Source organism: Gangjinia marincola, from assembly GCF_039523415.1.
Classification (GTDB): Bacteria; Bacteroidota; Bacteroidia; order Flavobacteriales; family Flavobacteriaceae; genus Gangjinia; species Gangjinia marincola.
In genome coordinates this window covers 177,479-191,708 of the sequence record NZ_BAAAFG010000001.1, presented here as the reverse complement: position 1 = coordinate 191,708, position 14,230 = coordinate 177,479, and the positions used below count along the sequence as shown (strand labels likewise).

The 14,230-nt window shown below is 38.6% G+C and carries 16 protein-coding genes and 1 pseudogene; 14 read left to right on the top strand and 3 right to left on the bottom strand.

Features of this window, described 5'->3' with window-relative positions; genetic code table 11:
* Positions 1–64 precede the first annotated feature (64 nt).
* The 11 genes from serC (at position 65) to ABD000_RS14020 (ending at position 8,156) form a co-directional block, all read left to right on the top strand.
* Positions 65–1,129, top strand: a complete 1,065-nt coding sequence (gene serC / locus ABD000_RS00915; RefSeq protein ID WP_343762617.1) for a 3-phosphoserine/phosphohydroxythreonine transaminase — start codon at positions 65–67, stop codon at positions 1,127–1,129.
* A gap of 94 nt (positions 1,130–1,223) precedes the next feature.
* On the top strand, positions 1,224–2,183 hold the full coding sequence (locus ABD000_RS00910) for a D-2-hydroxyacid dehydrogenase (protein WP_343762615.1): 960 nt from the start codon (positions 1,224–1,226) through the stop codon (positions 2,181–2,183).
* Between the two features lie 3 nt (positions 2,184–2,186).
* Positions 2,187–2,909 (top strand): septal ring lytic transglycosylase RlpA family protein, encoded by a 723-nt coding sequence (locus ABD000_RS00905; RefSeq protein WP_343762613.1) that lies wholly within the window; start codon positions 2,187–2,189, stop codon positions 2,907–2,909.
* Between the two features lie 51 nt (positions 2,910–2,960).
* Entirely contained in the window at positions 2,961–3,605 is a 645-nt protein-coding gene (locus ABD000_RS00900; protein ID WP_343762611.1) for a DUF937 domain-containing protein, read from the top strand.
* A 521-nt stretch (positions 3,606–4,126) separates the two neighbouring features.
* Complete coding sequence (locus ABD000_RS00895; protein WP_343762609.1) at positions 4,127–4,321, top strand: hypothetical protein; 195 nt, start codon at positions 4,127–4,129, stop codon at positions 4,319–4,321.
* A gap of 357 nt (positions 4,322–4,678) precedes the next feature.
* On the top strand, positions 4,679–5,110 hold the full coding sequence (locus ABD000_RS00890) for a DUF6146 family protein (protein ID WP_343762607.1): 432 nt from the start codon (positions 4,679–4,681) through the stop codon (positions 5,108–5,110).
* Positions 5,111–5,209: 99 nt separating this feature from the next.
* Positions 5,210–5,707, top strand: coding sequence for an SRPBCC family protein (locus ABD000_RS00885; RefSeq protein WP_343762604.1), 498 nt, complete (start codon positions 5,210–5,212; stop codon positions 5,705–5,707).
* 12 nt (positions 5,708–5,719) lie between these two features.
* Positions 5,720–6,418 (top strand): SDR family NAD(P)-dependent oxidoreductase, encoded by a 699-nt coding sequence (locus ABD000_RS00880; RefSeq protein WP_343762602.1) that lies wholly within the window; start codon positions 5,720–5,722, stop codon positions 6,416–6,418.
* 1 nt (position 6,419) lies between these two features.
* Positions 6,420–7,730: a cryptochrome/photolyase family protein gene (locus ABD000_RS00875; RefSeq protein WP_343762600.1), complete on the top strand. Its 1,311-nt coding sequence runs from the start codon at positions 6,420–6,422 to the stop codon at positions 7,728–7,730.
* Positions 7,731–7,793: 63 nt separating this feature from the next.
* Positions 7,794–7,964, top strand: a complete 171-nt coding sequence (locus ABD000_RS00870) for a hypothetical protein (protein ID WP_343762598.1) — start codon at positions 7,794–7,796, stop codon at positions 7,962–7,964.
* Positions 7,965–7,973: 9 nt separating this feature from the next.
* A complete protein-coding gene (locus ABD000_RS14020; protein ID WP_425545338.1) occupies positions 7,974–8,156 on the top strand; it encodes a SnoaL-like domain-containing protein in 183 nt (60 codons plus the stop codon).
* 477 nt (positions 8,157–8,633) lie between these two features.
* Here the strand turns inward: ABD000_RS14020 and ABD000_RS00865 are convergent, their stop codons facing one another.
* From ABD000_RS00865 to ABD000_RS00855, 3 genes and pseudogenes are all read right to left on the bottom strand, one after another.
* Positions 8,634–9,689 (bottom strand): iron-containing alcohol dehydrogenase family protein, encoded by a 1,056-nt coding sequence (locus ABD000_RS00865; protein WP_425545337.1) that lies wholly within the window; start codon positions 9,687–9,689, stop codon positions 8,634–8,636.
* Positions 9,690–9,776: 87 nt separating this feature from the next.
* A pseudogene (gene kdsB / locus ABD000_RS00860) lies at positions 9,777–10,481 on the bottom strand (3-deoxy-manno-octulosonate cytidylyltransferase); the annotation flags it as partial.
* 98 nt (positions 10,482–10,579) lie between these two features.
* Positions 10,580–12,007, bottom strand: coding sequence for an ATP-dependent DNA helicase (locus ABD000_RS00855; protein ID WP_343762596.1), 1,428 nt, complete (start codon positions 12,005–12,007; stop codon positions 10,580–10,582).
* Positions 12,008–12,126: 119 nt separating this feature from the next.
* On the opposite strand from ABD000_RS00855, the gene ABD000_RS00850 reads away from it, so the two are divergent.
* Genes ABD000_RS00850 through rsmD form a run of 3 tightly spaced genes read left to right on the top strand, consistent with a single transcriptional unit; the run spans position 12,127 to position 14,141 of the window.
* Positions 12,127–12,774: a hypothetical protein gene (locus ABD000_RS00850; protein WP_343762594.1), complete on the top strand. Its 648-nt coding sequence runs from the start codon at positions 12,127–12,129 to the stop codon at positions 12,772–12,774.
* The gene (locus ABD000_RS00845) at positions 12,758–13,579 is read left to right on the top strand and encodes a DUF3822 family protein (protein ID WP_343762591.1); all 822 of its coding nucleotides are present in this window, start codon (positions 12,758–12,760) and stop codon (positions 13,577–13,579) included. Before ABD000_RS00850 ends, ABD000_RS00845 begins: the two co-directional genes overlap by 17 nt.
* Positions 13,580–13,583: 4 nt before the next feature.
* Complete coding sequence (gene rsmD, locus ABD000_RS00840) at positions 13,584–14,141, top strand: 16S rRNA (guanine(966)-N(2))-methyltransferase RsmD (RefSeq protein ID WP_343762587.1); 558 nt, start codon at positions 13,584–13,586, stop codon at positions 14,139–14,141.
* The last annotated feature ends 89 nt before the right edge of the window (positions 14,142–14,230 follow it).

The following is a 14,230-nucleotide window of genomic DNA, read 5'->3' as shown; positions in this document are numbered from 1 at the left end:
TCACAACATAAATTGCGCACTAATTTTTACATCTTTGCACAACTAATAATTCTAGCTACGTACCATGGAAAAACATAATTTTAGTGCCGGTCCCTGTATATTGCCTCATGAGGTATTTCTTGAAGCCTCACAATCCATTCTTAACTTTAATGATTCTGGATTATCTATCTTAGAAATATCACACCGAAGCAAGGATTTTGTAGACGTGATGGAAGAAGCGCGAAATCTGGCGCTAGAACTTTTAGGGCTAGAAGGAAAAGGTTACAAAGCACTATTTCTACAGGGCGGAGCGAGTATGGAGTTTTTGATGGTTGCTTACAACTTACTTGAAAAGAAAGCTGCCTACCTCAATACCGGTACGTGGAGTGATAAAGCCATCAAAGAAGCTAAACTATTTGGTGATGTGATAGAAGTCGCTTCTTCAAAAGAAGCGAATTTCTCGTACATCCCTAAGGGATATACTGTACCAGAGGATGTGGATTATTTTCACTGCACCTCAAATAATACCATCTTTGGAACTCAAATGAAGTCGTTCCCGGCTACAGATGTTCCTGTGGTGTGTGATATGAGTAGCGATATTTTTTCACGTCAGATGGATTTCTCTACATTTGATTTGATCTATGCAGGCGCTCAAAAAAATATGGGACCTGCGGGAACTACGCTTGTCGTGGTAAAAGAAGATATTCTGGGCAAAGTAAGCCGAAAAATACCTTCTATGATGGACTACAAGATACACATTGGTAAAGGAAGTATGTTCAATACCCCGGCTGTATTCCCGGTATATGTTTCTATGCTTACCTTAAGATGGCTCAAGGAAAAAGGCGGAATCGAAGCCATTGAGAAAGAAAATGAGAAAAAAGCTACATTGGTATATTCTGAAGTAGATCTTAACCCACTATTCAAAGGATTCGCCGCCAATGAGGATCGTTCTATGATGAATGCAACCTTTACCTTAGAGAACGGTGATTTAAAGGAAACCTTTGATGAGATGTGGAAGGAAGCCGGAATCGTAGGACTCAATGGCCACCGAAGTGTTGGCGGTTACCGTGCCTCTATGTATAACGCACTCTCTATGGAAAGCGTTGGAACCTTGGTGGACGTAATGAGTGAACTGGAGCGAAAAGCCTAGAGGTTTAAGGTTTACCCTTTGACTGCGCTCAGAATAAAGATTTTAAGTATAAAATAAGCCATACAGAATTAAGGTTAAAAAGTAAATTGAAAGGATGAAAGTATTAGCAAACGACGGAGTATCAAAAGCGGGTATTGAAACCCTTGAAAAAGCAGGTTTTGAAGTATTAACCACAACGGTAGCGCAAGAACAACTCGCCGATTACATCAACAAAAAAAATATCGATGTACTTTTAGTGCGTAGTGCGACTAAAGTGCGTAAGGACTTGATCGATCAATGCCCGGATCTTAAAGTAATCGGTCGTGGCGGTGTAGGTATGGATAATATTGATGTGGAATATGCTAAAGAAAAAGGCATTCATGTGATAAATACTCCGGCTGCCTCCTCTTCTTCAGTAGCCGAATTGGTTTTCGCGCATTTGTATGGAGGCGTTCGGTTCTTATACGATGCCAATCGCAACATGCCCTTAGATGGTGAATCAAAGTTTAAGCAGCTCAAAAAAGCCTATGCCGGCGGAGTTGAACTACGGGGTAAAACGTTGGGGATCATAGGTTTTGGACGTATTGGCCGCGAAGTAGCTAAGATTGCCTTAGGCGTTGGGATGAAAGTAATAGCCAGTGACAAGTTTATTGGTGAAGCAAATATTGAACTGGAGTTTTATAATAATCAAAAAGTGGTTGTTCCCATCAAAACAGAACCGGTCGAAGATTTGATTCAGCATGCAGATTTCATCACGCTCCATGTACCCGCCCAAAAAGAATATGTTATTGGTAAAGCTGAATTAGATAAAATGAAACATGGAGCAGCGATCGTGAATGCTGCGCGCGGCGGAGTCATTGATGAAGTCGCTTTAGTGGAAGCGCTGGATAAAGGAAAAATCTCTTTTGCAGCCTTAGATGTATTCGAAAATGAACCTAAACCAGAAGTTCAGCTTCTCATGCATCCAAAAATCTCCTTAACTCCGCACATCGGCGCTGCAACAAATGAAGCTCAGGATCGCATAGGCGTTGAGCTTGCTGATCAAATCATCGCTATTTTACAACCTCAAGCTTAATCCATGCAAAAAACTATTTTGTCTATTATTCTTCTGTTTATAGTGAGCACTACTTTTGCTCAAGTACAAACAGGAAAAACTTCTTTTTACGCCAATAAATTTGAAGGTCGAAAGACCGCTAGCGGCGTAAAATACTACCATAATAAAATGACGGCAGCGCATCGTACCTTGGATTTTGGGACCATGGTTAAAGTCACGAACCTCGCCAACAATAAATCTGTTATCGTTGAAGTAAATGATCGCGGCCCCTTTGTACGAGGCAGAATTATTGATTTATCTAAATCTGCGGCACAAAAGTTAGATTTTATAGGTCAGGGAGTCACAGATGTTGTCGTAGAAGTATTAGATGAAAAAGAAGCAAATACAGTAGCCACGAAACCGGCTATTGTATCCTCGCCTACTGTCGTCACAACAAATTCTACCACCACCGCGGCTGTCGTAGAAGAAAAAGAGTTTTATGAACTTGATGTGGAACGAGTAAACCCCGAAGGCTTCGGAGTTCAAATAGGAAGTTTTCAAGAGTCGGCTAATTTAGTGCGATTGGCCAATAACCTTAATAAAAGCTACAGTAAAAAGGTTCACACGCAAGTAAAGATCATTCAAGGGGTAAAGGTGTATACCTTAGTGGTGGGCGAATTTAAGGACCGCGAAAAGGCAGAAAAGTTTAGAAAGAAATTAGCTAAACGTTATCCGGGCTGTTTTATTATTGATTTTTACAATCTTTAGAATTCGTCAAGAAAAAGCTATATTTATCCTAAATCACTAAACTATACAACAATGTCTTCAATTTTAGATTTACTAAATAGCGACTTGGGGAAGCAAGTAATCAGCGGCGTTAGCGCCCAAACTGGTCAGCCCACAGATAAAACCAACAATGTACTCAATATGGCAATGCCCGTGCTTTTAGGCGCGATGAAACGCAATGCCTCTAGCCCGCAAGGCGCACAAGGATTGATGAATGCGCTTTCTAACAAACACGATGGTAGTATTCTAAACAATTTAGGCGGTTTATTTGCCGGTGGTGTAGATGATGACGTGCAAAAAGACGGCGATAATATTCTGGGACATATTTTAGGCCCTAAGCGACCCGTTATGGAAAATGCTATTGGACAACAAGCTGGTGTAGATTCATCTACAGTGTCACAAATTCTTAAAGTTGCTGCTCCTATTTTAATGGGTATGCTGGGGAAACAAACCAGAGAAGCCGGTGTAAACAATCCTAATGCAATAACAGGCGTTTTAGAGAATTTTTTAGGCGGAAGCAATCCACAAACCGGAAACTCTTCTCTACTCGAATCTATTCTGGATGCAGATGGTGACGGCAGTGTAATTGACGATGTCGCCGGAATGTTATTAGGCGGAAGCAAAAAGAAAAGCGGCGGACTCGGCGGAATGTTGGGTGGAATGCTAGGCGGAAAATAATACCTACATTATCCAAACACCTGTAGAAACATTAGTGGATTTCAAAATTATTTACTTAAAAGCCGTTATCCACGAGTCTATCTTGAACATAGCCAAAGACTCTGATTTACACTCAGAAAATAAAACACTAATAGTAACTTGATGTCATCCTGAGCTTGTCGAAGGATAACCTTAGAAACGTTTTTTTTTAAGAGAGATTTTAGTTTCAAGCTAACAGCGACAGGTACATGCTGGGCATAGCTGAAGTACTCTTACTGACACTTATCCACATTTGTAGCGAAACTAATCGCCAGTCATAGTTTTAGTGTCTCAATACGTACAACGCTTGTGTTTTTTTTATGCTGTTGTACCTAATAGCGGAACGCGCTCAAAACGAATAAAAACAAACGTCAAAACAAACAAAAATATACTATGAAAGGAAAAAAGCCACATTCAAAGAATTATTAAACAAGGAAAAATGTATTACTTTTTTTATTCGTTATGGTTACTTTATTCACACTGAAGACGGCCAAAGTGTAGTAATGAGAAAAGCAGGTACAGAATTTTCAACCGCTGGAGAAAAGTTCCCAAAGGAAATGTCTATTGCTTTTAAGAACAATGAAACCGAAATTGAATTGAAATACGATACGCTTGTCTTATTTGATACTGGCGATTTACAAGATGAGCTTGATTTGATTTCTAATCGAATCAAAACTAATATGAAAGATCTCGTTTAATTTTTAAATAATTTACTCAAACGTGTGAATTCACTTAAACTCGGAATTTAAAAATTTTAGGAAATCCTGAATTGCGAAACTCTCACTCAAATCAGGTGATTTTGAAAACTTGAAGACAAACGATTCGAAATTATTAACTAAAAAAAACTACTACTTACAACACCGTTGTAATTTATTGCTGGGTTCTTGCCTACTTACAAATCCCGAAATGTCGGGACTCGCGTACTTTATTGGTCGGTAAATATTTGCTAAGTTAGTTGCTGAAACACGCAACTAACCATATATAAGTACGATGTTAATTGTGACATTTATCTTAAAGTAAATATAATTCAGGGCAACCTTTTGTATCTTCAAGTTATGGTAAAGAACATTCTTGTAATTCTACTCATCGCACTGGGCATTTATGCGTGTGCGACGCCTAAATCTAATGGCACTACTACTCCTTCTCAGGCCGATATTGAAAATGATACGGTTCGCATTGCAAACGATAGTTTAGAATACGAAATTATCATCATTGAACCCGGTTTTAATCTTTTTCTTAATTCTATTGCCAGACCAGAAGGATATTACTCCCAACAATTTCTAGAAAATCGTAATCGTTTTTTAGTAACAGAATACAATCAGCGCGTTCTTAATCCGCAGCGCTGGAATCCTAACCTATATATGATGCAGATTGACTATGATCCCAGCATAGATTATGGGTATGAGGTAAACTACAAGCTCTATAACTATTTTGTGTTCTTCACCAGGCAGTTTAATCAACGGTTTTCGGTTCCTACCCGTATTTAAACGGAATTAGAATTCCGATTTAAATTTACCTTTTGTTTAACGCTTGTAATTTTTCATTAAACAAGCTTAGCGTTACTTTTCTGCTAGATTTAATTTTACATGAAAATATACCGCTTAAACAAACAACAACGCGTCCCAATTTCGCTTAAAACAGCATGGGAGTTTCTTACCGACCCTGCTAACCTTCAAAAATTGACTCCGCCAGATATGGCGATGACCATCGTTTCTGGAAATGATAAAGCCCTGCATGAAGGTCAGTTGCTTACCTACAAGGTGAAACCTTTGCCCGGTTTCAATACGACCTGGGTTTCTAAAATAACTCAAGTTGATCCATTGGTGTCTTTTACAGATGAACAGGTCAAAGGTCCGTATGCCTTATGGAATCATCAACACTTTATCACTGAAATTGATGGGGGTACGCTCATGCAAGATGTGATCGACTATGCTGTACCACTGGGGTTTTTAGGGCAACTAGCTCATCCACTCGTGGTAAAGCCAAAATTAGAAAAGATATTTGCCTACAGAAAAGAACAGCTCACAAGCCTATTCGGTGAGTACCAACCTGAGGCAATCACGAAACACGATATTTTAAATTAAACGTATCAAACAATGAAAAAGAATATACTCCTTATTGGCGGTAGCTATGGAATTGGTTTTGAAATCGCCCTAGACCTGCACGAACAGCATAATGTATACATTGCCTCAAGAAGCAAAGAAAACTTGGGCAACCTTGATGTAAATCATATTGAATATGATGTCGAAAAGGACGAACTGGACGTAAGTCAGCTGCCAGATCGTATTGATGGATTTGTCTACTGTCCTGGCACAATCAACTTAAAGCCGTTTAAAATGATGAGCCTGGAAACCATAGAACAAGATATGCAGCTCAATTTTTTTAGCATGGTTAAAACAGTAAAGGCCGTATTAGGCCATTTAAAAAATTCTGACCAGGCGAGTTTGGTGTTTTTTAGTACAGTCGCTGTAAAAGTGGGGATGCCATTTCATACCAGTGTAGCCGCTGCAAAGGGAGCAATTGAAGGTTTTGCTAAGGCACTGGCAGCAGAGTATGCGCCCAGCTTCAGGGTCAATGTGATTGCCCCTTCTCTAACGAACACTCCGTTAGCTGACAAGCTTTTAGGTAATGAGCGCAAAAAAGAAAAAATGGATGAGCGCCATCCGTTAAAACGTGTTGGTGAAGCCAATGATATTGCTAACATTGCTTCTTTTTTATTGAGTGACCAAAGCTCTTGGATCACAGGACAGGTATTTGGGGTAGATGGCGGAATGTCCTCGTTAAACGTAAGTTAAGATGAGTAAAGAAGTTTCGGTATTTTGGTTTAGGCGCGATCTTAGGTTAGACGATAATATAGGCTTTCTTGAAGCCCTCAAAAGTGATTATCCGGTGCTACCGATATTTATTTTTGATAAAAATATCTTAGATGAACTTCCGAAAGATGACGCCAGGGTAAGCTTTATTTTTGAAACGCTACAATCCATGCGCGGGGAGCTTCAGGCAGAACACGGGAGTTCTCTAGCCATGTATTACGGTAAGCCAGTAGATATTTTTAAAGAGCTTCGGCAGGACTACGACATCAAAAATGTCTTTACCAATCGTGATTATGAGCCTTATGCCAAAGAGCGAGATACGCAATTAGCTGAATATTTTTCCGAAGAAAACATCACTTTCACCACCTTTAAAGATCAGGTGATCTTTGAAAAAGATGAGATTATAAAGGGAGATGGCTATCCCTACGTAGTGTATACGCCCTACAAAAATAAGTGGAAAGAGCATTTTGACGAAGATAAACTTTCCATTCATTATACTAGCCAGTACATGGATAATCTGTATCTAAACTCTAGGTTACCCAATCTTACCCTGAGCGATATGGGGTTTACCAAATCTGCTATTGAAGTACCTAAATATAAAGTCACTCCTACCCTAATCCAGAACTACGAAGATACCCGAAACTTCCCTGCCAAAGATTATGGTACGTCGCGTTTGGGCCCACATTTACGATTCGGAACGGTAAGCGTTCGAAAAATGGTTAAAAAGGCTATTGCCGAAAAGAATGAGGTTTTTTGGAGCGAACTCATCTGGCGTGAATTCTTTATGCAGATCCTGTATCATTATCCCAAAACAGTTGATAATGCGTTTAAATCGAAGTATGATCGTATTGAATGGCGTAATAATGAAGCAGAGTTTGAGAAGTGGAAAGAAGGAAAAACAGGATATCCCTTGGTAGATGCCGGAATGCGACAATTAAACCAAACGGGCTACATGCACAATCGGGTGCGTATGTTGGTCGCCAGTTTTTTATGCAAGCACCTACTCATCGACTGGCGCTGGGGTGAAGCTTATTTTGCCGAGAAACTCTTGGACTACGAGCAGTCCAGTAATGTGGGGAATTGGCAGTGGGCAGCCGGGAGCGGTGTGGATGCAGCGCCTTATTTCAGGATTTTTAATCCCACTACCCAAATAGACAAGTTTGACAAAGACCGTGAATACATCAAAGAATGGGTAGAAGAGTACGATACTGATGATTATCCGGATAAGATGGTAGATCACAAAGAAGCCAGAGAACGTTGTCTATCTACCTACAAAGAGGCGGTAAGCAATTAACGGTTTTGTAACTCGATCTGATCGCTTTTTTGTATTTTTAGATAAACTTTAAAATCAACCAATATGAACACAAAACAAGTTGCCGACAAGTTAGTACAGTGGTGCCGAGAGGGTGATTACAAAAAATGCTACAATGAACTGTATCATGAAAACGCCGTAAGCAAAGAAGCCAGCTGGGTTCCGAATAATGAAACTCAGGGTAGGGACAGCATTATTAAAGAATACGAAGAATGACAAAATAGTATTGAAGAATATCACGATGGTCACATCAGTGACCCAATGGTTTCTGATGGGTATTTTTCGGTTAATATGAAAATGGATGCAACCTTTAAAGACAAGGGACGCCAAAAAATGGATGAGCTTTGCCTCTATAAAGTAGAAAATGGTAAAATTACCGAGACAAATTATTTTTACAATCAAGAATAATCTCTCCTTGATGAGTGTGGCTTAAGCGCGACTTACGGCTACAGAATCATGAACCCATCCATAAAGCAATAGCAAACGGGCAACCTTCGCTATTGCTTTATTTTTTAATCTTCTCTCATTTGATCCTTAATTATAAAAAGCAGGGACCACCGGAATTAATACCATTCGAAGTTACAGTCCGGTGAAAAACAGCTAAGAAGTAGACCCAGAAGGCATCTTTATCAAAGAATGGTCCCGGATGTACGAGAAATTTCGAAAGGATTTATCCATGAACCTTGGCTCATGATGCCAATTGAATAAAAGATGCACAACATTACACTGAGAGTAAACTACCCCGCTCCTATCCTGGACGCCGATCAAGCAGGAAAAAGAGCAGGCGAATTATTATATGCGATTAAAAAGAATCCTGACGTCAAAAAATAAGGGAAGCGAATTTTACAGAAACATACGTTGCCTGATCGAGAGAATATGGAGTGATCACATCTTCCGATACATCCGCTCCAAGACCTCTGCATTAATTTGATTCCGCCAGTTTTTTCCTAAGGCATTTTCCCAAAGCGGATCTAAACTCATGGCTACCTGGATCATAGTATTAATATCTTTATCTGATAAGCCTTTGCATAATCCCTGGGGTAAAACAATGTTGTGCTTCTCTTTCATTTCTTTAAAGAGTTTAACCCCTGTAGGATAGTATTCTTCTAAATGATCAAATACGATACAATTCCCAATCCCATGTTTGGTGCCTAACACATAAGATAATCCATAACTCATTGCGTGAGCAATACCCACTTGTGAATAGGCAATACTCATTCCACCATGCCAAGAGGCCATCATAAGCATTTCGCGCTTTTTAGAGTCAGACAGATTATTTAAAAATACCTCATGACACAACTCCAGGGCTTTTTCACCATAGCTTTGACTAAATGCATTGAGAAAATGGCCGTTTAAGGATTCAATGCAGTGGATATAACAATCCATAGCCGTATAAAACCACTGATGCTTAGGCACACCTTGGGTTAAATCTGGATCCAGGATCACCTGATCAAAGGGAGTAAAATCTGAATTAATCCCAAGCTTTCTGGTTGGGCCGGTCAATACTGTAGTTCGTGAAATTTCTGATCCAGTACCTGATATCGTTGGAATTCCAACGTGGTATACTGATGGTATTTTAACTAAATCCCATCCTTGATAGTCTTCGGCTTTACCGGGATTCTTCAGCATGATGGACACGGCCTTGGTAAGGTCTAAAATGGTTCCGCCTCCTATGCCAATAATCCCTCCAGGCATTAAGGTGTAGGACGATTTAAGTCGTTGGACAATCTCATCCACCTGGCTTGTCTTTGGTTCTTCTTTAGCAGAAACAAAAATAATTTCGTCATTCCCCTTTAGTTTTATTCTGCAAGTAAGATCTGTACTGTTTTCAAACACATCATCTATCAGGTAGATAAATGCTGCCCCTGTAATACGCTTTTGTTCAACAATTTCTGAAAGTTGATTGAAGGATCCTTTACCATAAACAACGCGAGGAACCATTGGGAAGTTTTTGTATTTTTCCTGCTTATCATATTCTGAAACCGTGGGATCTTCATCTACGGTACCTGAAGGCTTTTTATTAAGTAGTATCGCATTAGCTTCAGCCAGATCATCAGGAGTATCAATCTCGACTCCTTCTACATTAGAAACGACCATCTTGATATTTTTACCATACTCCAGGTAGCGAATACACTCTATTTTTTCTGAAGCTTCAATGCTTCTCATAGGTAAGCGATAAAAATCCATTAAGGCTTCTTTCCTAAAGGCGTAAATTCCTTTATGTTTAAAATAGGTGGCATCTGTTTTTTGATCACGCGGGTACGGAATGGGAGACCTAGAAAAATATAAGGCAAAATCGTCTCTATCTGTAATCACTTTTACCGTGTTGGCATTAGTGATCTCTTCAAAGTTTGTAATGGGTGTCATAAGAGATGCCAGATCGATCCTTTCGGCATCTTCGGCGTAGAATACCGAAAGTACTTTTTCTAGACTTTCTTTATCTGTAAAAGGCTCATCTCCCTGAACATTTACGACGATATCTACATCCATACCCTCAACAGCTTCTGCTATTCGATCGCTTCCGCAGTCATGCTCCTTCTCACTCATGATGGCTTTACCACCGGCATTTGTGATTTCAGTAAAGATGATGTCGCTATCGGTTACTACGTAGACTTCATCAAATAATTGTGTGGCAATAGTAGCTTCATACGTTCGTAAGATGACGGTTTTACCTCCTAAATCCTGCATGAGTTTGCCCGGAAATCGAGTAGCCGCATATCGCGCAGGGATCATCGCGATCACGTTCAGCTTTTGGTCAGTCAAGTGAATGGCTTTTTGAGTTCAATTTCAAAAATACTGTTTTTTACCCTACTATTAAAAAAAAGTTAAACTTAAACTTCTTCAAACATGTCGTCTTTAAAACCAATGAGATAGAGTTTATCCTTGGCTCTGGTGATTGCTGTGTATAACCAGCGAAGATAATCTTTGTCCATCCCATTAGGTAGATAGGGCTGCTCTACAAACACCTTACTCCACTGCCCTCCCTGCGATTTATGACAGGTAACAGCATAGCTAAACTTAACTTGCAGTGCATTGAAATAAGGGCTTTTTTTAACGCCCATGTATTTTTTGTAGTTAGACTTCTCATCAGCGTAGTCTTTTTGGACCTCTAGGTATAACGCATTTGACTCCTCATAGGTTAAGGATGGCGAATTGGAGGTGAGTGTATCCAAAAGTATAGTTGTATCAAATGACGCCATCTTGGGATAATCCACCATCCTAACACTCACCTTTGCGAACCTAAATCCGTAAAGTTCTTTAAATGAATAGATTTGCAAGATTTCAATAAGGTCACCATTAGCAATAAAACCTGCGTCTGAGGTTGGCTTAACCCAAAAATAATTATTTTTCACCACCATCAAATAATCACCTACAGCGACCTCTTCTTCTTTGAATAATATTCTGGATCGTATTTGAACATTGTATTGATTGGCCCGTTTGTTAGAACGCACGATGAATGTGGTCTCTTCGTGACCTTCGGTTCGATAGGCATCTTCAATAGCATCCATAATATCCTGCCCCGTGCTTAATCGTTCCAGATCCTTTTTTCCGGTTAAGGAAAAATGAAATGCATCGTATAATTCATCTTCAATGTATTCTCTAATTCTGGTCGCATTTCTCAAAATATCACTTTGCAAGCTTTGGCGCACCACCTCATTTAATTCTACGTGAACTATCTCTTTATGATATTGAAGTCTAAGAAGTTTTTCATCCAATGCTGGGCTCAACTGCATTTTTACAGGCGGCAATTGCGCGGTGTCACCTATTAAAATGAGTTTGCAGCCTTTACCACTGTAGACGTATTGCACAAGATCGTCTAATAAGGAACCATTTTCAAATAGCTTGCTGTCTCCGCCTACATCTGAAATCATAGAGGCTTCATCAACTAAAAAAATAGTATCCCGCTGTTTGTTCTGCTTCAATGAAAAAGTAACTCCGGTTCCCCTTTCATTTTTGGGTAAATAGATCTTTCTATGAATGGTTGAAGCTTCTTGATTTGAGTAGTTAGTTATCACCTTAGCGGCTCTTCCCGTTGGAGCTGTAAGGCTAAATTTTTTCTTTGCTTTCCACAAACTATTTACCAACGTTCCAATCAAGGTTGTTTTTCCGGTACCTGCATATCCTTTGAGTAAAAAAATCTCTTCGGCTGCATCGTCAAGCACAAAAGCGGCCAGCTTTTGAAGAGTAATATCTTGAGAAGTGGTGGGCTCAAACGGAAATTTTTCTTTTAAAGCTTTGTAGAAATCAGAAACAGTCAAGGGTAAATTTTTACAAGAATATGGCTAAAGATACCACCCTCAAATTTATTGGTGTAAACTTTTACGATTAAAAAAAAATTGTAGATTTGCGTATAATCAATTGTTTTAAGCAAACTAACATGAAAATAGCCGTTCAACTTGTTCTTTGGATAATTATTGGAGCTCTAGCCTATCTTATCTTTAATTCTATCTATGAGCCTATCAAATTTAATAAGGTTAAAGAGAAACGATATGCCGCAGTTATTGAAAAGCTAAATGATATAAGAAAATCAGAATTGGCTTACCGACAGGTTACCGGAAAGTTTGCAGGAGATTTTAATAGTTTAGTTCGTTTTATTGATACTGCTGAGTTTACTTTACTACAGCGCAAGGATACTGTTGTGGTTGATGAGGAACAAACAAAATTACTTGGTGTTGATATCACTAAAGAAATCGTAAAAATTGATACCTTGGGATATAAGTCTGTGAAAGATTCACTTTTTGGGACTAGTGATTCTTATAAAACAATGATGAATGTTCCTAATACAGATAAGAAGTTTGAATTGCAGGCAGGGTTTATTGAAAAGAACGAGTCTAAGATCCCTGTATTTGAAGCCCGGGTTGCAAAAGCGGTCATTTTAGATGATCAGGATAGAGATTTGGTCCTACAGGAGAATGACGTAGTCTCTGTAGATGGTGTAAATGGAAAGTACATCAAAGTAGGATCTATGGAAGAAATAAAAACAGCCGGAAACTGGCCTAAATCTTACGGTGACAACGACCAGTAATAAATATACAACACAAATAGAATTGTCCATTTTGGTTCACCAGAATGGACTTTCTTTTTGTACGCTTGATAAAGAAAAAAAAGAGGTTACTCAGCTTGAACATACCTCTTTTAAGGCTCAAAAAAATCCCATTGAATTACTTGATCAAATCAACTTTTTTTTTGAGAAATATTCGATTGAGAAATATAGTTATGACAAAGTAAACATTGTATATGCAAATGATCTTTATGCAATTGTTCCTCATGAAGTATTTGACGAAAATCATGTCGCAGATTACCTTAAGTACAGCATCAAGATCTTGAAAACAGATTTTATCGTGCATGACCAACTAGCGTCAATTAATGCACATACTGTTTTTATACCATTAACCAATATAAATAATTATATTTTCGAACGGTTCGGTAGTTTTGAGTATAGACATAGTACGTCCATATTAATTGATAACTTAAGTTCGCTTTCGCGGAAGACAGAGCAACCTTACCTCTACCTACATGTTATGTCAACCAATGTAGATGTATTATTTTTCAAAGATCAAAATCTTTTATTGTGCAATACATTCTCGTATCACACGCCTGAAGATTTCATATATTACGTATTGTTTTGTTTTGAACAATTAAAATTTGATACAAATCTGGTGGAAACAATTTTATTTGGAAATATTTCAAAAGAAAGTACTACCTATAATCTGCTCTACAAATACATTAAGCATATTTCTTTTCTTGACGTTTCTAAAATAGTTCAACAGACCGCTTCAATAGACAAAAAAGAGACTGACGCAAGTGCACTCCTTTTATTATCTCTTTAACTATATGAGAATCATTTCTGGAAAGCATAAAGGAAGACGATTAATTGCTCCAAAGAAGCTTCCTGTTCGTCCTACGACAGATATGGCAAAAGAAGCCTTATTTAATATAGTGGGAAATCTGTATGACCTAGAAGAGGTTTCTGTACTTGATTTATTTTCGGGCACAGGTAATATTGCCTATGAATTTGCCTCAAGGGGTACTTTACAGCTTACCGCTGTAGATCAAAATGTACATTGCATACGTTTTATTCAGCAAAACAGTAAAGCACTAAGCTTAGATATAAAGACGATTAAAGCGGACGTGTTCAAATTTTTAACCCAAATTAGAACATCCCACGACCTTATTTTTGCTGATCCTCCTTATGACCTTTCGCAAGCCGATTTCCAAAAAATTATCGATTTGGTATTTGAGTATAATCTTTTAAAGGAAGGCGGTATTTTAGTTATTGAACACTCAAAGCATATGGTTTTATCTGAAAATCAAAACTTTGAATCTTCACGTACGTATGGCAGTTCTACGTTCTCTTTTTTTGAACAAGCGAGTGCGATTACACCAAATTAAATTGAATTAATAATTTGGCCTAACTTGCTTGCAAACCTGCGTAAATACACGTAATATTGAATACAATAATGCTTTTACTAATAATAGGA